The organism is Thalassospira xianhensis MCCC 1A02616, from assembly GCF_003326475.1.
GTDB lineage: Bacteria > Pseudomonadota > Alphaproteobacteria > Rhodospirillales > Thalassospiraceae > Thalassospira > Thalassospira xianhensis.
This window is the reverse complement of sequence record NZ_JPWA01000005.1, coordinates 80,103-102,396: the sequence shown is the minus strand read 5'-3', so window position 1 is coordinate 102,396 and position 22,294 is coordinate 80,103. Positions and strand designations below refer to the sequence as shown.

Here is a 22,294-nt window from a genome sequence, read left to right as displayed (position 1 = left end):
AATTTTGCGAATAAGCTTGCTAACACTTTTTTCAAAGCTAACCTCTAGAATAGAGTTTCGCGATTCTTCCATTTTATCCGGGTGATCTGGTTACCATGGCCAATAACGACGACGATCCCTTTGCCAAACGTCATGCCGCATCTGAAATCGGGGCGGCGTATGATGTGCCGGTACGCGTATCGACCGTGATCGGCAAAAGCCAGATCCAGGTCGCGCAATTGATGCGCCTGACCCGTGGTGCGGTTCTGGAACTGGATCGCAAAGTGGGGGAGCCAGTTGATATTTACGTCAATAACCGGTTGGTGGCACGTGGGGAACTCGTTGTCGTGGATGAAAACCTTGGTGTAACGATCACCGAAGTTGTTAAATCCGGCACCATTATCGAGACCCATCACTAAGAGATTTTCCAAAGAACTCGGCCATTTTGCAAACCACCGGATTGTTAACAGCCGGTGGTTTTTATTTTTCCCGATGTTGGTTGGAACCGGTGTTGCTGTCTGTGCGTTCTGGAACAAATGCCGATACTGCCTTTAACCTGCCATTTTGTGGTCAAAGGCTGTGTCGGTATGTCCCGCTTTTACGCTCAACGAGGACAATCTCATGATCAATATTCTGACATCCGGGTTGCTGGCCTTGATCGGACTGGCACTTGGTGCCGGGGGCGTCTGGCTTATTTTGCTGGATGGTAGCTGGTATTATGCACTTGCCGGATTGGCATTTCTGATTGCCGCGGCTCTTTCATTCGCAAAACGACCTGTCGTTTTACCGTTTTACGCACTTTTCATGATCGCAAGCCTTGGCTGGGCCGTTTGGGAAGTCGGGTTTGACTGGTGGCAGTTGGGACCGCGCGGTGGTTTGATTGTTTTGATCGGCCTGTGGCTTGCCATGCCTGCCTATCGCAAGACGCTTTTGGTCGGGCAGCGAGTGCCGGAAGTCAAACCAACACGTTCGCTCGTGCTGGAGGGCAGCCTTGTCCTGGCGATTGTTGCTGCGGTGTATTCGATGATGAATAACCCCCATGCAATCGAGGGCCAGTTAAGCGACAGCCCGGTTGTTTCCAATCCTGATCTTGGCGGCGATGTTCCGGCAGGCGATTGGCATCAATATGGACGGACACCGTTCGGGCAACGTTATTCGCCTCTTGATCAGATCAACACCGATAATGTTGCAACACTTGAACAGGCTTGGGTTTTTCAGACCGGCGATGTAAGGCGGTCCGAAGACGTGCCTGAAACCACCTATCAGGTGACGCCACTTAAGATCAAAGACACGCTTTATCTTTGCACACCGCATAGCTGGGCAATGGCGATTGATGCCAAAACCGGGCGGGAAAAATGGCGGTTTGATCCAGAGGTTCCCGACAATACGGACCGGCAGCATCAAACATGCCGGGGAGTAACTTATTATCAGGATAGCGCGATGGCCTCGGCTGCACCCTGTGCATCTCGTGTGTATCTGCCGACGTCGGATGCGCGTCTGATTGCCCTTGATGCCAATAACGGCAAGGTTTGCCAGGACTTTGGTGATCAGGGGACCGTGCATCTGGAAGACGGCATGCCTTATAACCCGGCCGGATATTATTATTCGACCTCGCCGCCGGTTGTTGCCGATGGCAAGATCATTATTGGCGGGGCGGTGAATGACAATTATTCGACCAAATCGCAGTCTGGCGTCATTCGCGCCTATGACGTCGATAGTGGGGAATTGATCTGGAATTGGGATTCTGGCAATCCGGAGCAAACCGAACCGATTCCCGAAGGTCAGACCTATACCGCCAATTCGCCCAATAGCTGGTCGGTGTCGAGTGCCGATGAGGAACTCGGCATGATCTATGTCCCGCTTGGCAACAAGGTACCCGACCAATTGGGCATGGGACGCAGTGAGGAGGTTGAAACCTACTCATCATCCATCGTTGCGCTTAGTCTTGAAACGGGACAGGTCCAGTGGGTGCGCCAGACGGTGCATCACGACCTTTGGGATATGGATGTTCCGGCTCAGCCTGCGTTGCTTGATATCACCACATCCGATGGTGAAAATGTCCCGGCACTTGTCGGGCCGACCAAGCAGGGGGATATCTATGTCCTTGATCGCCGGACGGGTGAGCCGATCATTCCGGTGAAAGAGGTACCGGCCCCCGGGGGCGCTATTCCGGAAGATTTCACCGCACCGACACAGCCAGTTTCGGACCTGACCTTCATGCCCGAACCGCTGACGGAAAAGGATATGTGGGGCATTACGCTGTTTGATCAGCTTGCATGTCGCATCCAGTTCCATCAGCTGAAATATGAAGGTCGCTATACACCACCATCCTTGCAGGGGACGCTGGTTTATCCCGGCAATTTCGGAACCTTTAACTGGGGCAGCGTTGCGATTGACCCGGAAAAGCAGATCATGTTCGGCATGCCGACCTATCTTGCCTTTACATCGCAACTGATTCCGCGCGACGAAGTGCCGCCGCGCGGTACGGAAAAAGCTAGCGAGATGGGGATCAACCGCAATGAAGGCGCGCCTTATGCTGTCAGTATGGGGCCGTTCCTGTCGCCAGTTGGCGTACCGTGCCAAGCTCCGCCATGGGGCTATGTCGCGGGGGCGGACCTTCGCACTGGCGAGGTTGTCTACAAGCATAAAAACGGCACGGTCGAGGACATGACACCCCTGCCATTACCGTTCGAGCTTGGTGTGCCGGGGATTGGTGGCCCGATCATCACCAAGGGTGGTGTGGCGTTCCTTGGGGCGGCGGTTGATAACTACTTCCGTGCCTATGACGTCACCACGGGCAAACAGCTTTGGGAAGCGCGGCTGCCCGCTGGCGGGCAGTCAACGCCGATGACCTACACCACCGATGACGGCACGCAATATGTGCTGATTGTTGCTGGTGGGCATGGTTCCATCGGGACCAAGGCTGGCGATTATGTGATGGCCTATAAGCTGCCCTAAGCACGATTTGAACATCTGTAAAAAGCGCCCGGACAAACCGGGCGCTTTTTGTTCGGGGCAATTCAAATCGGGAATCGCGACCGGCATTTTGTGAATTTGAGGGATGCTGATCACCCCAAACTCAACCTTTGGGATCAAGCAGTTCGCAAAAATTTTGCTGATCTTTTGCTTGACCGCAACGGGCGCAAAAAAGGCCTATGGCGCGAATCATTGGATATACGGGATTGTAACGGAACTGATACAATCAATTGACGATTTTTTATCCATTCCCACTACATATTGTGTTTTCAATCCGGCTTTGAGCAGGCATAACCATTTTCAAACGGGCATTGGGAACGGCGATTTTGGTGATCTGGCAGACCGTCAACCGGGGCTGGATCAGGCAAACGCCGTTTGATGAAGATAACAAACAGGAAGCGGATCGCCGCCAACGTGCGACCGTTCAGGTAAGGGGACTACAAGCATGAAGATGCTGGATGTGGTGCAGCACGAAAAAGGTGCGCGCGTTATTGTTGATCGTTCGCGCGATGCATTACTGACTGACTTTGGCAAGGCGGTTTTGAATGACCGCTATTTGATGCCGGGCGAAAGCTATCAGGATCTGTTTGCGCGCGTTGCCAGCTACTATGGTGACAATGAAGCGCATGCGCAGCGTCTTTATGATTATATTTCCAAGCTTTGGTTCATGCCGGCAACCCCGATTCTGTCGAATGGCGGAACGACCCGCGGTTTGCCTATTTCCTGCTTCCTGAACGAGGCGGACGACAATCTTGGTGGTATTGTCGATATCTGGACCGAGAATGTCTGGCTTGCGGCACGTGGCGGCGGTATCGGGTCGTACTGGGGCAATCTGCGTTCGATCGGCGAAAAGGTCGGCAAGAATGGCAAGACGTCCGGTGTCGTGCCGTTCATTCGCGTGATGGACAGCCTGACACTGGCGATCAGCCAGGGATCGCTACGCCGCGGATCAGCTGCGGTTTACATGCCGGTCAGCCACCCCGAGATCGAAGAATTTTCCGAAATGCGTCGTCCGACCGGTGGTGACCCCAACCGTAAGACGCCGAACCTGCATCAGGGCGTTGCGATTTCGGATGCCTTCATGCGTGCTGTCGAAAACGACGAGGAGTGGGCGCTGACATCGCCCAAAGACGGGCATGTCGTGCGCAAGATCAGTGCGCGTTCATTGTGGATACGATTGCTGACGTCGCGTGTTGAAACAGGCGAGCCCTATATGCTGTTCATCGACACCGTGAACCGTGCGGTGCCGGAACATCACAAACTGGCGGGGCTGAGCGTAAAGACATCAAACCTGTGTTCTGAAATCACGCTGCCGACGGGCAAGGATCATCTGGGTGGGGATCGCACTGCTGTTTGCTGCCTGTCGTCGCTGAACCTTGAACATTATCTGACCTGGAAGGATGACACGCAGTTCATCGAAGATATTCTGCGTTTCCTTGATAACGTGCTTCAGGACTTTATCGATCATGCGCCCGATACCATGGCGCGTGCGAAATATTCCGCGATGCGTGAACGTTCGGTTGGTCTTGGCGTGATGGGCTTCCATTCCTTCCTTCAGGCGCAGAAGGTGCCGCTTGAAGGGGTGATGAGCAAGGTCTGGAACAAGCAGATTTTTGATCACTTGAAAAAGCATGCCGATGCTGCGTCCGAGAAGTTGGCGGAAGAACGCGGTTCGTGCCCGGATGCGGCCGAATACGGCATCAAAGCCCGTTTCTCGAACAAAACCGCGATTGCGCCGACCGCATCGATTTCGATCATTTGCGGCGGTGCTTCGCCGGGAATCGAGCCGATGGCGGCGAACTCCTACACCCACAAGACGCTTTCGGGCTCGTTTAACGTGCGTAACAAGTATCTTGCCGAGGTTCTGGAAGAAAAAGGTCGTAATACTGAGGATGTCTGGACATCCATCACGGTGCATGAAGGGTCGGTTCAGCATCTTGATTTCCTGTCCGATCTGGAAAAGGACATCTTCAAGACCGCGTTCGAGCTGGATCAGCGCTGGCTGATCGAGTTGGCCGGTGATCGCACGCCGATGATTGATCAGGCGCAGTCGTTGAACATCTTCCTTGCTTCGAATGTTCATAAACGCGACCTGCATCAGATCCATTTCCAGGCATGGAAAAAGGGTGTCAAAAGCCTTTATTACTGCCGATCGAAATCGATCCAGCGGGCCGAGGTTGTTGCGAATATTCCGGGGCGTGCGAAGTCGAATGATGACGATATGCCCAGCCCGGAAAGCTCGTTCGAAATCCCGGCACTGGTTGCGGCTGCGGCCGTGCAGGCAGCCAGCGAACCCGATTATGACGAATGTCTCGCCTGCCAGTAAGGCGGCTTGAGCACACAGAAATTTTGCGAGAAATGACGACATGTCTGACGATAAAGTAATTGATCTTCTGACTGAAAACCCGGTTTACAAACCGTTCCGCTATCCTTGGGCCTATGAGGCATGGCTGACCCAGCAGCAAATTCACTGGCTACCCGAGGAAGTGCCGTTGGCCGACGACGTGAAGGATTGGAACCATACGATTTCCGATGCCGAGCGAAACCTGCTGACGCAGATTTTCCGCTTCTTTACCCAGTCGGATATCGAGGTCAATAACTGCTACATGCGTCATTACACACGCGTGTTCAAACCGACCGAAGTCCAGATGATGCTGGCGGCATTTTCCAACATGGAAACCATCCATGTCGCTGCCTATTCGCATCTTCTTGATACCATCGGTATGCCCGAAGCCGAGTATGAGGCCTTCTTCCAGTACAAGGAAATGAAGGACAAATATGACTATATGCAAATCTGGGGTATTGGTCCGGAAGACGAATATACTGACGAGCATGGCCACTTGCGTTTGACCACTCAGGGCAAGCGTAACATCGCCAAGACGCTTGCAGTGTTTGGTGCCTTTACCGAAGGTTTGCAGTTGTTTGCGTCATTCGCGATGCTGATGAACTTCCCGCGCTTCAACAAGATGAAGGGCATGGGACAGATCGTTACATGGTCGGTGCGCGACGAAAGCCTGCATTGTGAGAGCATCATCCGTCTGTTTAGGACATTCTGCAAAGAGAACCCGGAAATCTGGGATGACGAAATGCGCAGCGACCTGATCGAGGCCTGCAAAACTATCGTCAGCCACGAAGATGCGTTTATCGATCTGTCGTTCGAGGCTGGAGCTGTGCAGGGGCTGACTGCGGAAGATATCAAGAAATATATCCGCTATATCGCAGATCGCCGCCTTAGCCAGCTTGGCCTTGAGGAGCAATACGGGATCGAACAGAACCCGCTGCCGTGGATGGATGCGATGCTGAATGCGGTTGAGCACACCAACTTCTTTGAAAATCGTGCGACCGAGTATTCCAAGGCCGCGACACGCGGTACCTGGGATGAGGCATTTTCCTGATCTCGATCACGAAATGAATATTATGCAAAAGGCCGCCTTTGGGGCGGTCTTTTGGTTTTGGGGATCAGGGAGCAGAGAGTTCCTGAAGTCGTTTATCGATGCGTCTGATTTCTTCCAGACGCAGCTTTGGTTCCAGATTGGCGATTGCGGTTGCCGGGTCCATTTCAAGTTCGACACCGGGCGGCAGGGTCAGAGGGCCAAGTGCCGAACGGCGCAGCCAGTAATAGGCATCGGCATAATCGGGTTCAACACCCCAGCCGCGTTCAGTCATGGCGCCCAGTAGAAACTGGGCAGCATGCATGCCGTTTTCGGCGGCAATTCTGTAATAGTGGGCGGCTTCGACATAGTTTTGTTCTGCCCCGCGTCCGTGAAAATATTGTTCGCCAATCAAAAAGGCCGCATCTGAATTGCCGGGCGCGGCGCGAAGAGCGCGCTTGAAGAAGTCGGTTGCGCGAAACTGGTCGTAGCGCAGTCCCCAGCCATTGAAATACATCAGGCCGAGATAGTAGATCGCATTGGGATGATTGGCGCGCGCGGCCAGTGCAAACCATTCGGCAGCCTGCCGGTAATCCTGTGGTCCTGCAAGTCCGCGGTAGTAAAGCAATCCAAGAGCATATTGTGCGCGGGGATCGTCTTCCTGTGCGGCAATGCGCCATTGCGCGCGGGCCATTTCATAATTGCCGGCCTGATAGGCCTTATAGCCGCTTGTGTAATCTGCCATGGCCGGGAACGCGTGACATGTGAATGCCAGGGCAAGCAGGGCGCGCACAAAAGGGCGAATGCCGCAAACGGGCGCACGGAATACAAAAATGGAATGGGGCAAAAGGCGGGACCGATCTTTAACGGGATTTGAACAGCGGGACGACTTTGCGGGCACGTTTTTCAACGGCATCAAGAACGTTTTGTATTTCTGAGCTTTGCTTGATCTTTTCACCGCTATGAAGTGCTACGAAATGCCCGGCATTTTTGTGATCCGCCCCAAGTTTGATGACGGTGAATATGGCCGTTTCGTGAGAGGAACGGAAGATGGAGAACATGGCCACGCCATCAAGATGATCGATGGCGTAGTCACGCCATGCACCACTTGCGACCTGTCTGGAATAGGTGTTCATGAGTTGCATCAGTTCAGTCCGGTCGAAATGCACAAAGCTTTTGGCTTTGCGGTATTGAGCCAGGTTGAACAATGTACCCATGTCTTTCTCCGGACGTAATTTCAGAAGGCCGGGTTCGGGCATTTGTGACGCCCTTGTGACACGGTAGCGCGCTTTGTCCGCAGCCTCAAGTTTGAATAGGCTGCTGTGGCAATGTTTTTACAAATATCGTTGGAATTTCAGATGGTTGCCTGGGTTACAGACTGCGCGACCTGGTCGGTGGCCAGTCAACGGTTTGGGCGCCGGTATTATATGGATCGGGCGTGCGATAGCAACTGACCGAGGCCAGCGTGCGATAGCAATAAAGCGGCGGTTCGGGAACCGGGTCCTTTTTGCAATAGGATTTGCCGTCAATCTTGCGGATGGTTGAGCAATCCCGGCCTGTCGAAAGGGAAACGACGTGATCGACAAGTGTTTTATCGGTATTAATGATGCTGACAACATCAAGGGCGATATACCATTCAACGCCTGTGAACAGATTGGTGCCCGCAACGTCGGATGCGGTGGTATCGCAGCCAGAGACCCCGGTGCCAAGCAGCGTTGCGAATAATCCAGCCAGAACGCGCTGGCGGATCATCCGTTTCGCCTCTTGACGGCTTTGCGCCTTGTACAAGCTTTTCATCCTGATCTCCGTGCATCGACCGGTCACTATTTGCCCGGTGACGATTAAAATTCCGTTTCCCGAATTTACAAATGCAATCCACGTGCCGTTTTAGATCATCCAATAACCCCTTTTAATATCGGAGCAGTTTGGCCACATTTCAGCCGGTTTTACCGATTATCTGGGCACAGAAATTCATTTCGGTAATGGTTCGTTTTCAGGCGTGGTCATCTCTCGCAGGCGGCAATTCTTTCCCGCGATATGTGTTTACATCACCAAAAGCAGGGTGACTGAGGCCCCTTTGGGGCGTGAAAACCGGACTTGCGGGATTTAATTGCGATATTGGCGGTTCCGGATGTCCAGCGGACTTGACCCCTCGCGTACTGGCGCGTTAAATCCTTGCCGGAATTAATTCTGATAAGCGGGCAGGTGGCCCGCTTTCTTTTGATCGGATTGGAGCGGTTTTCGTGGTTGATATTTTCCAGGAAGTCGAAGAAGACCTCAAGCGCGAGCGCAATGAAGCGCTGTGGCGTAAATACGGCAAATACATCGTTGGCGTGGCTGCCGTGATCGTGCTGGGTGTTGCCGGACGTGAAGGCTGGAAAAGCTACGAGGAAAATTCGCGCATCGAAAACGGTACGCGCATGGCAAACGCCATCGAACTGGCACAGGCAGGCGAAGAGAAACAGGATGCGGCACTTGGTGCGCTTGACGCGATCATCGCGGATGGCAATGCCGGTTTTGTCGCCCTTGGCCATTTCCAGAAGGCTGCTGTCTATCTGCGGGCCGGAGCAAAGGATTCTGCTGTTGCCGAGCTTGAGGCAATCGCAGGTAACAGCGACGTCGAAAAGATTTATCGTGATCTTGCCGTGGTTCAGATCGCGATGAACAATGCCGATGGTGCAAATTCAAAAGACTTGATTGCGCGTCTTGAACCAATCGCTGTGCCGGAAAATCCCTGGTACTACTCTGCGCGTGAAATGATTGCGATGTTGCATATTGCTGCGGGTGAAATCGAAGCAGCCAAGCCGCTGCTGACTGAAATCGCCGATGACAGCGAAGCTCCGTCGGGCATGCGTGCACGCGCGAGTGAAATTCTGAAGGCCGTTGACGCCTGATTGGCGTGACGAGAGCGGCGACCTGTTCACAGGGACTGGATCAGAGGATATGGTTTTGAGACCACGCAACATTAAATCCCTTTTGTGCGTCATGGGCATGTCGGCTGCCGTTTCGGCATGTTCAGGCTGGTTCGGTGAAACTGAAGATCCGCCGCTTCCCGGTGAACGTCTTGCAGTGCTGTCACTTGAAAGCACGGTTCAGCCCGATGTGGCACTAAGCGACCAGCGTGTGATCCTGCCGGAACCGGAGCCGATGGAAGACTGGCCACAGAATGGTGGTCTGCCCAGCCATGCATTGCATCATGTCGGTCTTGAAAACGATGTCCTGCGTCAGGATTGGTCGGTTGGTATCGGCGAAGGGTCGATGGATGACAACCTTCTGCTGAACCAGGCGATTGTTGCGCGCGGTGTTGTCTTTACCATTGATGCCGATGCCGTTGTTCGTGCCTTTAGTGCCAAATCCGGCAAGCGTATCTGGTCGCTGGAACTGGCAAAGGACGAGGACGAAGACAGCACCCTTTTGGGGGGCGGTCTTGCTTATGAAAACGGAATTCTGTATGCGACCACAGGCTTTGCCGAGGTCATCGCGATTGATGCGCCAAGTGCGACCGTCATGTGGCGTGCGCAGGTAACTGCCCCGATGCGTGGCGCACCGACAGTCCGTGGCGGGCGCGTTTTTGTCGTGACGGTCGATAACCAGACTGTCGCGTTGAATGCAATGACCGGTGATACGCTTTGGTCCCATCGAGGCGCATCCGAAGGTGCGTCCTTTATCGGTGGTGCAAGCCCGGCCGTGGATCAGGGAGTTGTCATTTCTGCCTACACCACCGGGGAAATGTATGCGCTGCGTGTTGAAAACGGTCAGGTGATCTGGTCCGATGCGCTTGCATCGGCCGGGCGTACCGATGCGGTTTCTGCCATTGCGGATATTCGCGGCCTTCCGGTGATCGACAATAATCTGGTGATTGCCACCAGTAATGCCGGTTTGACGGTTGCGATTGACCTGCGTACCGGGTACCGCGTCTGGGAACTGGAGGCCGGCGGCATCCAGTCACCATGGGTTGCTGGCGACTATGTTTTTGTTCTTACCAACACAAATGATCTGATTGCCTTGCGTCGGGACACCGGACAGGTTAAATGGGTGACCGCTTTGCCGCGTTTTGTCGATCCCGAAGATCAGGAAGAGCCGATGGTATGGACTGGTCCGGTTCTGGTCGGCGACCGGTTGATCGTTGGAAACGAGCAGGGCGAAATCATGACCGTTTCCCCGTATAGCGGCGAGATCATGGGCAAGGATGAAGTTTCCGGCCCGATCACCTTGCCGCCGTCTGTTGCGGGTGACAGTCTTTACTTCCTGACTGCGGATGCCGATCTAATCGCGTATCGCTGACAGGTCGAACACAGTTTTTCGCAAAAGATCCGATCTTTTGCCTGATATGCGCGTGCGCCGGAACGGGGTAAACTGCCCCTCGGCGCACATCGCCGTTTTATAACAATGAGTCTGAAAGTCAGATGTCGCTGAAAGTAGCCATTATCGGTCGCCCCAATGTTGGGAAGTCGACCCTGTTTAACCGTCTGGTCGGCAAGAAGCTGGCGCTGGTCGATGACCAGCCGGGCGTCACGCGTGATCGCCGTTATGGCAAGGCGCGTCTTGGCCATATGGGATTCGACATTATCGATACAGCCGGTCTGGAAGAGGCGTTTGACGATTCCATCGAAGGCAAAATGCGCCAGCAAAGCGAAATGGCCTTTGAGGAATGTGATATCGCGTTTTTCCTGATTGATGCCCGTGCGGGCCTGACCCCGCTTGACAATCACTTTGCCGACTGGTTGCGCAAGCGCAAGAAACCGGTCTATGTGATTGCCAACAAGCACGAGGGCAAGGATCAGGATGCCGGCCTTTACGAGGCCTATGGTCTTGGTCTTGGCGATGTTGCACCGATCTCGGCGGAGCATGGGCTTGGCATGGAATTGCTGATCGATATCATGCGCCCTCATTGGGAAGAATATCGCGACAAGCAGCGCAAGGCACGGCAGGAAGGCGATCTTGCCGCCATTGATGACGATTTCGAAGATGACGAAATGGACGAGGATGATGGTTCATTCCCGTCCTTTGAAATCGAATATGACGAAGACGATGAGGGCGAGGAAGAAGTTGTTCGCAAGGATAATTCGAAAATCCAGCTTGCGATTGTCGGTCGTCCGAATGTGGGCAAATCGACCCTTCTGAACCAGCTTCTGGGTGAAAACCGTGTCATGACCGGGCCGCAGGCCGGTTTGACCCGTGATTCCATCGCGGTTGACTGGTCCTATGAAGGGCGTCCGATCCGTCTGGTCGATACGGCCGGGATGCGCCGCAAGAAGAAGATTGATGATCGCGTTGAGAAACTTTCAGTCACTGATACCCTGCGTGTGATCCGTTATGCACAGGTCGTTGTCATCATGCTTGATGCGACCAATACGCTTGATAAGCAGGACCTGACGATTGCACGCATGGTCCTTGAAGAAGGCCGTGCGCTGATCATTGCTGTGAACAAGTGGGACGCGGTCAAAGACAAGGCCGGTGTGATGTCGGCACTGCGTGACAAGCTTGATACGTCCTTTGCGCAGGCCAAGGGCATTCCGATCCTGACATTCTCGGCCCTGACCGGGCGCGGCACGGACAGCCTGATGCCGACCGTTCTTGACATCTATGATATCTGGAGCCGCCGTATTCCGACATCGCAGCTTAACCGCTGGCTCGAAGCCATTACCGAACGCCATTTGCCGCCGGTCATTTCGGGGCGTCGTATCCGCCTGCGGTATATGACCCAAGCCAAATCGCGTCCGCCAAGTTTCTTTATCAACTGTTCCAAGGCGGCTGAACTGCCCGAAAGTTATACGCGTTACCTGATCAATGGGCTTCGCGAAGATTTTGACATGCCTGGCGTTCCGATCCGTATTTATCTGCGTAGCAGTGACAACCCCTATGGCAACAAGAAGAAAAAGCGCTAGGGCTTGATTGCATAAACATAAAACGGGGCACTTTTGCCCCCGTTTTTATTTGTAAGGTTCTAAAAGACGATCAATGAAATCCGCTGCATCGTCTGACTGCCAATCGACCAATCCCGATATATAGCCAAGAATACGGCCATCACGATCAAGGACATATGTGATCGGCAGGCCATAAAGGGCAAACTCGGCATTCTTTGGATTGTTGCGGTCGCTATAGGTGGTTTCGCCATTCGGGTCGACAAAAAGATCAATGTTTTCAAGGATCAGTCGGCGGTAGAAGGGAATCGCAGCCAGCAACCCATCTTCGTCTATCGAGATCGGAATGATGGCGAGATCATCATTGGAATGATCATTGGCCAACCGATCAAGCGAGGGCATTTCTGCCATGCAGGGCAGGCACCAGCTGGCCCAGAAATTGACGAGAACCACCTTGCCGCGATAGGTGCTGATATCGGTCGGGTGATTTCGACGGTCATAAAATGGGGTGTTGCGCGCGATCCGATGGGGATCAAGTTCGACAAACTGGCTGCTTTCACCCATCAGCGTCAGCGGTGATGCTTCAGTCCGCCCGAAGGCAGGTGCTGTGGCGGCAAATATTGCAGAAACGATAAGAAGGCAGCGCAGAAATCGCATCGGGTATCCATGGCATGATCAAACCGGATATTCCGACTAGCCGTTGATGTTGGCAAAGACAAGTCAGAGCCGATCAATCCGTTGTGATCAACATCGGATGATCGGCTCTATGGCAGGTATTTATAACCCTTATGCAAATAGGGGTGGGTTCAGTCGGGCGAAGCCTTCCTGAATGTAATATGGGTAATGCGGGTAGGGCGGCTGCCTTTTGCTGACGGCATCAAGGCGGGTGATTTGATCACTGGATAGGGACCAGCCAACCGCACCCAGATTGTCGCGCAATTGCTGTTCATTGCGGGCCCCGATAATCACCGACGCCACGGTGGGGCGCTGCAGCAGCCAGTTGATGGCAATCTGTGGGACGGTTTTGCCGGTTTCGGCACTCAGTTCATCAAGCACATCGACAATGTCATATAGATGATCTTCTTCGACCGGCGGGCCGAATTGTGCGGTTTCATGCAGGCGGCTGCCATCCGGTATCGGTGTGCCGCGGCGGATTTTACCAGTTAACCGGCCCCATCCCAAGGGGCTCCAGACCAGTGCGCCTAGTCCCTGATCCTGTGCCAGCGGCATCAGATCCCATTCGTAATCACGCCCCACCAGTGAATAGTAAACCTGATGGGCGACATAGCGGCTGTAACCAAGGCGATCAGACACGGCGAGCGACTTCATGATCTGCCACCCGGCAAAGTTCGATACGCCGATATAGCTTAGCTTCCCGGCACGTACAAGGTCATCAAGTGTTGATAAGACTTCCTCGATCGGGGTGAAGGCATCAAAGGCGTGAAGTTGCAGCAGGTCGATATAATCGGTTCCCAGCCGCTTCAGGGCGGCATCGGTTGCCGTGATCAGGCGGTGGCGCGAGGTGCCAAAGTCATTCGGGCCATCGCCAACAGGCAGGGCAAGCTTCGTCGACAGGATGATTTTGTCGCGGCGTCCTTTGATGGCTTCGCCCAGAACCTGTTCAGACGCACCATCGGAATAGACGTCGGCACTGTCGAACATATTCAAGCCTGCTTCGAGGCTGATATCGATCATGCGGCTGGCTTCGCGGGCATCAATTGTTCCCCACGCGCCAAACAGGGGACCTTGGCCGCCAAAGGTCCCGGCGCCAAAGCTAAGTGCGGGAACACGCAAACCGGAATTCCCCAATTGTCTGTATTCCATTGTCTTCTCCGTCGCTGGAAATGGTTCATGGACGGAATATGGACAAAGGGCGCATTTTCAACTAGGGATATTCTAAGAAGAAGATTTGTGAGTTGAATTCACTATGGCGCGACTTGAAACCAATCGATCCGGCGAGATGGAAGTCTTTGTGCGTGTCGTTGAACGTGGCGGTTTTTCGGCTGCATCGCGCGATTTTAACATGACACCATCCGCCGTCAGCAAGCTTGTTGGCCGGTTGGAAGACCGGCTGGGAACGCGATTGTTCAATCGATCAACTCGCAAGTTGCACCTGACATCCGAAGGGCAGCGTTTTTATGGGCGGGCACTTGATATCATTGCCGATCTGAATGAGGCAGAACAGGAAGCCGCAACTGCAATGACACCGCGCGGACGGTTGCGCGTGACGGCTAACGTGCCGGTCGGCCTGCACCGCCTTTTGCCACTGGTACCGCGATTTCGGGAACAGTATCCCGATATCACGCTGGATGTGACGGTCAGCGATAAGGTGATGGATCTGTATGAGGAACGCGCTGATGTCGCGATCCGAAGTGGTCCATTACAGTCATCCGGACTGATTGCGCGCAAGCTTGGCCAATGCCGGATGGTGATTGCCGCGTCCCCGGCATACCTTGAAAAACACGGGCGACCAACGACCGTAGATGCACTGCAAGGTCATACATTGATCGGGTACAACTTTCAGCGTGTTATTCCGGACTGGCCGTTTCGGGTAAACGGGCAGGAGGTTTCTGTAATGCCGGGCGGCGTATTTGATGTTGGGGATGCCGAAAGCGCGCGTCAATTGGCCGTTGCCGGCGGCGGCATCGTTCGGCTTGCCCGGTTTCACGTCGAAAACGATCTGGCAAATGGCGGGCTTGAACCCTTGCTGGACGAATTTTATCCCGGTGGCGGTGTCGATATTAACGCCGTTTATATTGGCGGGCGCGGGCATTTACCGGCCCGTGTTCGGGCGTTTCTGGATTTCTGCGCCGAAAACATCCGCCTGAATTGAAAAAGGCCGGACAATCAACCTGTCCGGCCTCCGCAATCTCGATCACTGTCGTATCAGTAGGCGTCGACGACTTCTGCATGACGTGTACAATCAGCCGCAGCCAGATCGACAAACACGTCAGTGATGCTTTCAGCAGTCGGGAGCGTTTCGGGATTTTCACCCGGATAGGCTTCGGCGCGCATCTTGGTGCGGATACGGCCCGGATTGATCAGATTAACGCGTACAGGCGTTTCTTCGAGTTCCTGGGCATAGGACAGCACCAGACTCTCAAGGGCTGCCTTGGTCGAAGCATAAAGGCCCCAGAAGGCACGCCCCTTGGACGATGCATTCGAGGTCACGAAAATCGCACGCCCGGCATCGGAAAGATGTAGGAGTTTATCAACACTGCGGATCAGACGGAAGTTCGCCGTGACGTTGGTCGCATATGTGTTTTCAAACACCTGTGTATCGATATGACCGACCGGGGCAAGTTCACCCAGAAGTCCGGCATTGCCAACGACGATATCAAGCCTGCCAAAGCGTTCATAAATCGATGCACCCATGGCATCGATCTTTTCATACATGGTCAAGTCCATCGGCAGCAGTACAAGTTTCCCGCCGTCAGCCCGGATTTCGTCATCAAGTTCTTCAAGCGCACCGACATTGCGACCCAGCGCAATGACAGTGGCACCTTCGGCGGCAAAACGTTTTGCAACCGCGCGACCGATCCCGTGCGAGGCCCCTGTGATCAGGGCAACGCGGCCTTCAAGGCGCTTGGTCTCACTCATGCGGACTGCCTTTCGACAAGCTGGCTGAGTTTACGGTCCTTGTTCTCGGCCTGATGATCGACCAGACGGATCGGGTAATCGCCGGTGAAGCAGGCATCGCAGAAGGCCGGACTATCATTGTCGCGTCCCGGAAGGCCAGCTGCGCGATAAAGGCCATCAATGGTGACAAAGGCAAGGCTGTCGACACCAATGATCTTTGCCATGCTTTCGATGTCGTGATTGGCCGCCATCAGTTTTTCCTTCGACGGTGTGTCAACACCATAGAAACAGGGATTGGTGGTCGGCGGGCTTGCGATGCGCATATGTACTTCGGCGGCACCGGCCTGACGGACCAGATCGACAATCTTGGTCGAGGTGGTGCCGCGAACGATGGAATCGTCGACCAGAATAACGCGTTTGCCCTTGAGCTTGCCGGGGTTGGCGTTGTGTTTCAGCTTCACGCCAAGGTGGCGGATCTGATCGGTCGGCTCGATAAAGGTTCGACCGACATAATGGTTGCGGATGATGCCCAGTTCAAACGGTACACCGCTGGCCTCGGCATAGCCAAGGGCGGATGGGACACCTGAATCGGGGATCGGCACGACCACATCGGCATCAACACCGGATTCAAGTGCCAGTTCGCGACCGATATTTTTGCGCACGTCATAAACGCTTGTGCCTTCGACAATGCTGTCGGGGCGGGCGAAATAGACATGTTCGAATATGCAGAAACGCGATTTCACCGGTTTGAACGGTTTGATCGACTTGAGGCCATCATCGGTGATTTCAACGATTTCACCCGGTTCGATGTCGCGGATGAATTCCGCGCCAACGATATCAAGGCCAACCGTTTCCGATGACAAGATATAGCTGTCATTCAGCTTGCCCAGAACCAGCGGACGGACACCCAGGGGATCACGCACACCGATCAATTTCTTCTGGGTCATGACCACAAGGCTGTATGCGCCTTCGACCTGACGGATGGCATCGATCAGACGATCAACAATCTTTTCGTAAAGGCTGGTTGCGATCAGGTGAATGAAGGTTTCGGTATCGGAGGTCGACTGAAAGATCGACCCGCGTTTGACCAGACGTTCACGCACGGCAAGCGCGTTGGTCAGGTTACCGTTATGCGCAATTGCCAGGCCGCCGAATTCGAAATCTGCAAATAGCGGCTGCACGTTGCGAAGGCCTTTGCCCCCGGCTGTGGAATAGCGCACATGGCCGATCGCACGGTGGCCCTGCAGGCTTTTGATTACGTCTTCTGAACCGAAGATATCACCGACCTGACCGGACGCCCGGTGTGCAGGGAAATCTTCGCCGTCATAGGAAACGATGCCGGCGGCTTCCTGTCCGCGATGCTGAAGAGCATGCAGGCCAAGGGCCGTCAGGGCCGCCGCATCGGGCGACCCGAAAACACCGAAAACACCGCATTCTTCACGCAGCTTGTCGTCGTCAAATGGATTGGTGGTCAGCATGAGTGGGTTCCGCTCTCTCGCCGGTGGCGCAGGATGCCGCACCCATGCGAAACCCTGTCGCCTCACTCGTTGGTGGTCGCCTCTATCAGACGATCCAAATCATCGCGCGAGGGCCTTGTATACCCGTTTAGGGGCTTGGGTCCAGCACCTTTTGGCTCGGGACCCAGAAGTTGACGGTATGTCTGGTCGTTGATTTCTGCATCACGCTGAGCACGGGCCATTTCTTCGGCCGTTGTGTCAAAGATTTCATCGGGCATTGCGCGCATCAGCAGGAACGCGCCTTCTTCCAGAACCGGGCGTGTGCGGGCATCGCGAACCCAGTCTGGCTGCGAGGTTGCCGGTAAAAGCCATGACAGGGCCAGAAAGCCGATACAGACGATAAGCCCTCCACGCAAAAGCCCGAAGACAAAGCCAAGTGTGCTATCGAGGCTATCAAGACCGGAATTCTGAACAGCGCGCCCAATCCGGCCACTGATGAAGGAAAAGATCAGGAAGCTGATCAGAAACAGGCCAACCCCGGTTGCCAGATCAGCAATCAGTTCGGACGGGATCAGATCGCGGACATAGGGACGCGCAATCGGGTACCCGTACAGAGCACAGACACCAGCCCCGACCCAACCCATCATCGACAGGGTTTCATGGATAAAGCCGCGGAAAAATGCAAACAGACCCGAGATCAGGACAATGCCCACTATCACCAGATCGAATACGTCCCGTGCACCAAGATCGGGCAGGCTGGAAAAGTCCATGATTTCGTAAATCCTGTTGGTCAGTCAGTTCGCAGTACGCGCACAAAAAGTCCAGGCAATGATCAATACATGTCTTCACGCGGACGCACATTGTCTCGAACATCGTCGCCGAAGAGATTTACCAAATCCTGAAGATGGCCAATTTCGCGCTGGTTAAGGCCCTTGATCGTGATCTTCTTTTTACCGTTGCCGCCAGTTCGCGGGCTGTAGGCATTTACAAAGCCGAGTTTGGCGGCCTCTTTAAGGCGCGATTCGATTTGACCGACAGGGCGGACTTCGCCCGAGAGACCAACTTCGCCGACAATAACGGTTTCGGCGGGAACCGGTGCATCGGCCACGGCGGATATCAGAGCGGCAGCGACGGCAAGGTCGGCGGCAGGTTCGCCCACGCGCATGCCGCCGGCAACGTTCAGGTAAACGTCAAACTGGCTAAGCGGCAAACCACAGCGCGCATCGAGAACCGCAAGGATCATGTTCATGCGGGCCGAATCCCAGCCTACAACCGCGCGACGTGGTGTGGCGAGGGCTGATTGCGCGACCAGTGCCTGTATCTCGACCAGCATCGGGCGGGTGCCTTCAAGCCCGGCAAACACGGCTGTGCCCGATACGGGCGCTTCGCGGTCTGCAAGGAAAAGGGCCGATGGGTTCGGGACTTCTACAAGACCCGCATCACCCATTTCAAACACGCCAATTTCATCAGTCGCGCCAAAACGGTTCTTAACCGCACGCAAGATGCGAAACTGGTGGCCACGTTCGCCTTCGAAATAAAGGACCGTGTCGACCATGTGTTCCAGAACGCGTGGACCGGCAATCTGGCCTTCTTTGGTGACGTGACCGACAAGGATCACGGCAAATCCCTTGCGCTTGGCAAGGCGGATCAATTCAAGTGCACAGGCGCGGACCTGCGATACGGTACCCGGGGCACTGTCGAGCGTATCGGCATACATGGTCTGGATGGAATCGATGACTACGACTTCATGTGAACTTTGATCCAGTGTCGCGATGATATCGCGCAGGCTGGTTGCGGCGGCAAAATCGACCTTTGATTTTTCAAGTCCAAGACGGGCGGCACGCATGCGCACCTGATCAACCGCTTCCTCGCCCGAGATATAGGCGCATTTATGTCTGGCCGACAGGACGCCAACCGCCTGCAACAGGATCGTCGATTTTCCAATCCCAGGATCGCCGCCAACTAGAAGGGCAGAACCGGGTACCAGACCGCCGCCAACCGCACGATCAAGTTCGGCAATGCCGGTGATGATACGGGGCGGGCTTGCGCTCTCACCTTCTAGGGCGACGAAATCAAGCTGTTTGCCCTTGGACCCTGTCGCGATGCCACCGGTTGCCTTTGGTCCGGCTTCGATACGTTCTTCCTCGATCGAATTCCATTCACCGCATGCATCACAACGCCCGGTCCATTTCCGGTATTCGGCACCGCAATTCTGGCAAATGAAACGACTTTGGGTTTTGGCCACTGGTGGCTCCGCGCATAAGGATGGAACGAAACGGGCAAGGGGCTTGATCGGTAATCAGAGATGCTTCAGATCAAGATCCAGCGGACCTTCGATATCACCTGAAACGAACTGTTGCAAATAGGGGTTATCGGCATTGTCGATTTCAGAAACCGGGCCGTCCCAGATGATTTTGCCCTGATACAGCATGGCAACCCGGTCGGCGATTTTGCGTGCGCTTGCCATGTCATGGGTAATGGTCATGGCGCAGGCACCAAGTTCGCGGGTGCATTTGACAATCAGGTCGTTAATCACATCGCCCATGATCGGATCGATACCGGTGGTCGGTTCGTCGAAAAACAGGATTTCTGGCTCGGTCGCAATGGCACGTGCCAGGCCGACACGTTTTTGCATGCCCCCAGAGAGGGATGCCGGGGACATATTGGCGACTTCTGCGCCGAGGCCTACATCGGCAAGACGTGCAATCGCAATGTCACGGGCCTGTTTGCGTTTCATGCCGCGACCTTCGATCAGTCCAAAGGCAACATTTTCCCAAACGGGCAGGGAGTCAAACAGTGCTGCCCCCTGAAACAGCATGCCGGTATGGGCCAGCATTTCTTCGCGGGTTGAACGCGATGCGCCAACCATTTCAGTCCCATTGACCTTGATGGACCCCTGTTCGGGAACAAGCAGACCCAGAACGCATTTCAGGGTCACAGATTTACCGGTGCCCGAGCCGCCGATAATGGCAACGGATTCCCCGGGGCCGACATCCAGATTGATACCTTGCAGCACCTTTTTCGGGCCAAAGGATTTGTGCACATCACGAAGCGAGATTTTGGCTGTGTCGCTCATATCCCGCCCTTAGCGTGTGAAAAAGAGTTCGGTGACGATATAGTTCGAGATCAGGATCAGGATGGAGCTTGAAACCACGGCATTGGTCGTTGCCTGGCCCACACCCTGAGCACCGCCACGAGAATGATATCCGTGATAACAGCCCATCAGCGTGATCAGGAACCCGAATACAGCGGCTTTTACTAGACCCGAAATCACATCAAGCTGTTCAAGGTACTGAAATGTGTTGCGGATATAGGACCCTTCGTTGAAGCCAAGCTTGTTGACCCCGACAAGATATCCGCCCAGCACCCCGATGATATCACCGATCAGAACAAGCATGGGCAGGGTCACCAGCCCGGCAACGACACGCGGCACAACCAGATATTTGAACGGGTTGGTCGAAAGCGTCACCAGTGCGTCGATCTGTTCGGTGACGCGCATGGTACCGATTTCGGCGGCAATCGCCGCGCCGACACGCCCGGCAACCATCAGGCCAGCCAAAACCGGGCCCAGTTCGCGGGTCATCGAAATGACGACAACCGTGGCAACCGCACTTTCGGCAGAAAAGCGTGAAAAGCCTGAATAGGATTGCAGGGCGAGAACCATCCCGGCAAACAGGGTCGTCATGGCAACGACAGGCAACGAGAAATAACCGATCTCGCGCATCTGTTTGAATATCAGGCGGAAATAGAATGGCGGTGTTACCATATGGCCAACCGTGCGCCCGGCAAAGACCGTGACGCGACCGACAAGGGCCAAAAAGGCAAGGAACATACGGCCAACCGGCGCAAAGATCGGCATTGGAATTATTATTTCCCCTGTTGCAGGCCAGTCAGTGGCGTTGGCCGATTTATTCAAGTCAGCTTTCTGTATAGACCCGCCGGTAGCGATGTCCAAGAGAAGTCAGTACCTCATAACCGATTGTACCCGCAGCACTTGCAATGTCGTCAACCGTCATTTTGTCGTCAATCAGCGGAATCATGTCGCCAGGCTGCAGCGGTTTACCCGGAAGATCGGTGATGTCGATGCTGATCGCATCCATCGAAACCCGCCCGACATAAGGAACTTCGTGGCCCTTGATACGCACTTTTCCCGCATTTGAAAGTGAACGTAGCCAACCATCTGCATAGCCAACGGCAACCGTCGCGATGCGGCTTGCACGCTGGGCACGCCACGTATTGCCGTAGCCGACCGCTTCGCCAGCGTTGATCTGACGAATCTGAAGCACCTTGGCCGTCAGTTTGACTACTGGTCGCATCGGGTTGGTGGCTTCCGGGGTCGGGTTTCCGCCCCAAAGCGCAAATCCCGGACGGCAGAATTCAAGATGGTAGTCATTGTTGCGGAAAATCGCCGAAGAATTGCAGAATCCACGCGGGGCAGGCGGTAGGCGGCGATACCATTTCATGAACAATTCGTATTGCTCGGCCGTGACCGGATTTTCGGCCTCGTCGGCGGCGGCAGGATGAGTCATGTAACCCGCCTTCTCGAAGCCATACAAAAGGGACGAATAACGATCAACCAGCTCTCCGATTTCACGCGGGGCAAGACCCAGTCGGTTCATACCGGTATCAAGATGGATGAAGGCCGGTGCCGGACGTTCATGTTCGCGGCACAGATTTGACCAGCGTTCGATCTGGCCAAGGTCATTGAGAACCGGAATGACGTCGTTCTCGATAAAGAATTCTTCGTCGCCGGGCAGAACACCGTTCAGGACAGCAATGCGACCGCCACCACGCAGAAGCGGAAACAGGTCGGCGGCTTCGTTTGCCTGCGCGACAAAAAAAAGACGGCAACCCTGCTTTTTCAGAACTGGCACAATCGTTTGCGCGCCAAGTCCATAGGCATCTGCTTTGACAACCGCGCCACAAGTCCGCCCTTTGTAGCGTTTCTTGATGATCTGATAGTTGTCAGCAATCGCCTTCAGATTGATCTGAAGTTCGGCACACTCAGCAGCACGGCCGGCGGCGGGAAGAACGCTCATTCGCAATACCCCGTGGAGTCCGTTTCGGT

At 54.6% G+C, this 22,294-nt stretch carries 21 protein-coding genes; 9 read left to right on the top strand and 12 right to left on the bottom strand.

Features of this window, described 5'->3' with window-relative positions:
* Window positions 1–95: 95 nt before the first annotated feature.
* The 5 genes from fliN (at window position 96) to TH5_RS06265 (ending at window position 6,350) form a co-directional block, all read left to right on the top strand.
* Window positions 96–398, top strand: coding sequence for a flagellar motor switch protein FliN (gene fliN / locus TH5_RS06285; protein WP_062952044.1), 303 nt, complete (start codon window positions 96–98; stop codon window positions 396–398).
* Window positions 399–600: 202 nt separating this feature from the next.
* A complete protein-coding gene (locus tag TH5_RS06280; protein ID WP_114121139.1) occupies window positions 601–2,937 on the top strand; it encodes a glucose/quinate/shikimate family membrane-bound PQQ-dependent dehydrogenase in 2,337 nt (778 codons plus the stop codon).
* Between the two features lie 103 nt (window positions 2,938–3,040).
* Window positions 3,041–3,334: a hypothetical protein gene (locus TH5_RS06275; protein ID WP_114121138.1), complete on the top strand. Its 294-nt coding sequence runs from the start codon at window positions 3,041–3,043 to the stop codon at window positions 3,332–3,334.
* A gap of 72 nt (window positions 3,335–3,406) precedes the next feature.
* Window positions 3,407–5,281 (top strand): ribonucleoside-diphosphate reductase subunit alpha, encoded by a 1,875-nt coding sequence (locus TH5_RS06270; RefSeq protein WP_114121215.1) that lies wholly within the window; start codon window positions 3,407–3,409, stop codon window positions 5,279–5,281.
* Between the two features lie 40 nt (window positions 5,282–5,321).
* Entirely contained in the window at window positions 5,322–6,350 is a 1,029-nt protein-coding gene (locus TH5_RS06265; protein WP_114121137.1) for a ribonucleotide-diphosphate reductase subunit beta, read from the top strand.
* Between the two features lie 64 nt (window positions 6,351–6,414).
* Here TH5_RS06265 and TH5_RS06260 read toward each other — a convergent pair whose 3' ends face one another.
* From TH5_RS06260 to TH5_RS06250, 3 genes are all read right to left on the bottom strand, one after another.
* Window positions 6,415–7,071 carry a tetratricopeptide repeat protein gene (locus TH5_RS06260; protein WP_167443478.1) on the bottom strand — a complete coding sequence of 219 codons (657 nt, stop codon included), beginning with the start codon at window positions 7,069–7,071 and terminating at the stop codon, window positions 6,415–6,417.
* A 118-nt stretch (window positions 7,072–7,189) separates the two neighbouring features.
* Window positions 7,190–7,543, bottom strand: coding sequence for a DUF2794 domain-containing protein (locus tag TH5_RS06255; protein WP_114121135.1), 354 nt, complete (start codon window positions 7,541–7,543; stop codon window positions 7,190–7,192).
* A gap of 154 nt (window positions 7,544–7,697) precedes the next feature.
* Entirely contained in the window at window positions 7,698–8,123 is a 426-nt protein-coding gene (locus TH5_RS06250; RefSeq protein ID WP_114121134.1) for a hypothetical protein, read from the bottom strand.
* 446 nt (window positions 8,124–8,569) lie between these two features.
* Here TH5_RS06250 and TH5_RS06245 point away from each other — a divergent pair, with 446 nt between their 5' ends.
* The 3 genes from TH5_RS06245 (at window position 8,570) to der (ending at window position 12,214) form a co-directional block, all read left to right on the top strand.
* Entirely contained in the window at window positions 8,570–9,220 is a 651-nt protein-coding gene (locus tag TH5_RS06245; RefSeq protein ID WP_062951928.1) for a tetratricopeptide repeat protein, read from the top strand.
* A 49-nt stretch (window positions 9,221–9,269) separates the two neighbouring features.
* Window positions 9,270–10,610, top strand: coding sequence for an outer membrane protein assembly factor BamB family protein (locus TH5_RS06240; protein ID WP_114121133.1), 1,341 nt, complete (start codon window positions 9,270–9,272; stop codon window positions 10,608–10,610).
* Between the two features lie 122 nt (window positions 10,611–10,732).
* On the top strand, window positions 10,733–12,214 hold the full coding sequence (gene der, locus TH5_RS06235) for a ribosome biogenesis GTPase Der (RefSeq protein ID WP_062951930.1): 1,482 nt from the start codon (window positions 10,733–10,735) through the stop codon (window positions 12,212–12,214).
* A 45-nt stretch (window positions 12,215–12,259) separates the two neighbouring features.
* Here the strand turns inward: der and TH5_RS06230 are convergent, their stop codons facing one another.
* On the bottom strand, window positions 12,260–12,847 hold the full coding sequence (locus TH5_RS06230) for a TlpA disulfide reductase family protein (RefSeq protein WP_114121132.1): 588 nt from the start codon (window positions 12,845–12,847) through the stop codon (window positions 12,260–12,262).
* A 129-nt stretch (window positions 12,848–12,976) separates the two neighbouring features.
* The gene (locus TH5_RS06225; RefSeq protein WP_114121131.1) at window positions 12,977–14,014 is read right to left on the bottom strand and encodes an aldo/keto reductase; all 1,038 of its coding nucleotides are present in this window, start codon (window positions 14,012–14,014) and stop codon (window positions 12,977–12,979) included.
* 103 nt (window positions 14,015–14,117) lie between these two features.
* Here TH5_RS06225 and TH5_RS06220 point away from each other — a divergent pair, with 103 nt between their 5' ends.
* Window positions 14,118–15,023: a LysR family transcriptional regulator gene (locus tag TH5_RS06220; RefSeq protein WP_114121130.1), complete on the top strand. Its 906-nt coding sequence runs from the start codon at window positions 14,118–14,120 to the stop codon at window positions 15,021–15,023.
* Window positions 15,024–15,076: 53 nt separating this feature from the next.
* On the opposite strand, the gene TH5_RS06215 is transcribed toward TH5_RS06220, so the two are convergent.
* From TH5_RS06215 to alr, 7 genes are all read right to left on the bottom strand, one after another.
* Window positions 15,077–15,790, bottom strand: a complete 714-nt coding sequence (locus TH5_RS06215) for an SDR family NAD(P)-dependent oxidoreductase (RefSeq protein WP_114121129.1) — start codon at window positions 15,788–15,790, stop codon at window positions 15,077–15,079.
* Complete coding sequence (purF, locus tag TH5_RS06210) at window positions 15,787–17,247, bottom strand: amidophosphoribosyltransferase (protein WP_114121128.1); 1,461 nt, start codon at window positions 17,245–17,247, stop codon at window positions 15,787–15,789. Before purF ends, TH5_RS06215 begins: the two co-directional genes overlap by 4 nt.
* A 62-nt stretch (window positions 17,248–17,309) precedes the next feature.
* Window positions 17,310–17,996, bottom strand: coding sequence for a CvpA family protein (locus TH5_RS06205; protein WP_114121127.1), 687 nt, complete (start codon window positions 17,994–17,996; stop codon window positions 17,310–17,312).
* 62 nt (window positions 17,997–18,058) lie between these two features.
* Complete coding sequence (radA, locus tag TH5_RS06200) at window positions 18,059–19,471, bottom strand: DNA repair protein RadA (RefSeq protein ID WP_114121126.1); 1,413 nt, start codon at window positions 19,469–19,471, stop codon at window positions 18,059–18,061.
* Window positions 19,472–19,525: 54 nt separating this feature from the next.
* Window positions 19,526–20,302: an ABC transporter ATP-binding protein gene (locus TH5_RS06195; protein WP_114121125.1), complete on the bottom strand. Its 777-nt coding sequence runs from the start codon at window positions 20,300–20,302 to the stop codon at window positions 19,526–19,528.
* 9 nt (window positions 20,303–20,311) lie between these two features.
* Window positions 20,312–21,085, bottom strand: a complete 774-nt coding sequence (locus TH5_RS06190) for an MlaE family ABC transporter permease (protein ID WP_114121124.1) — start codon at window positions 21,083–21,085, stop codon at window positions 20,312–20,314.
* A gap of 58 nt (window positions 21,086–21,143) precedes the next feature.
* Window positions 21,144–22,265 (bottom strand): alanine racemase, encoded by a 1,122-nt coding sequence (gene alr, locus TH5_RS06185; RefSeq protein ID WP_114121123.1) that lies wholly within the window; start codon window positions 22,263–22,265, stop codon window positions 21,144–21,146.
* Window positions 22,266–22,294 lie beyond the last annotated feature (29 nt).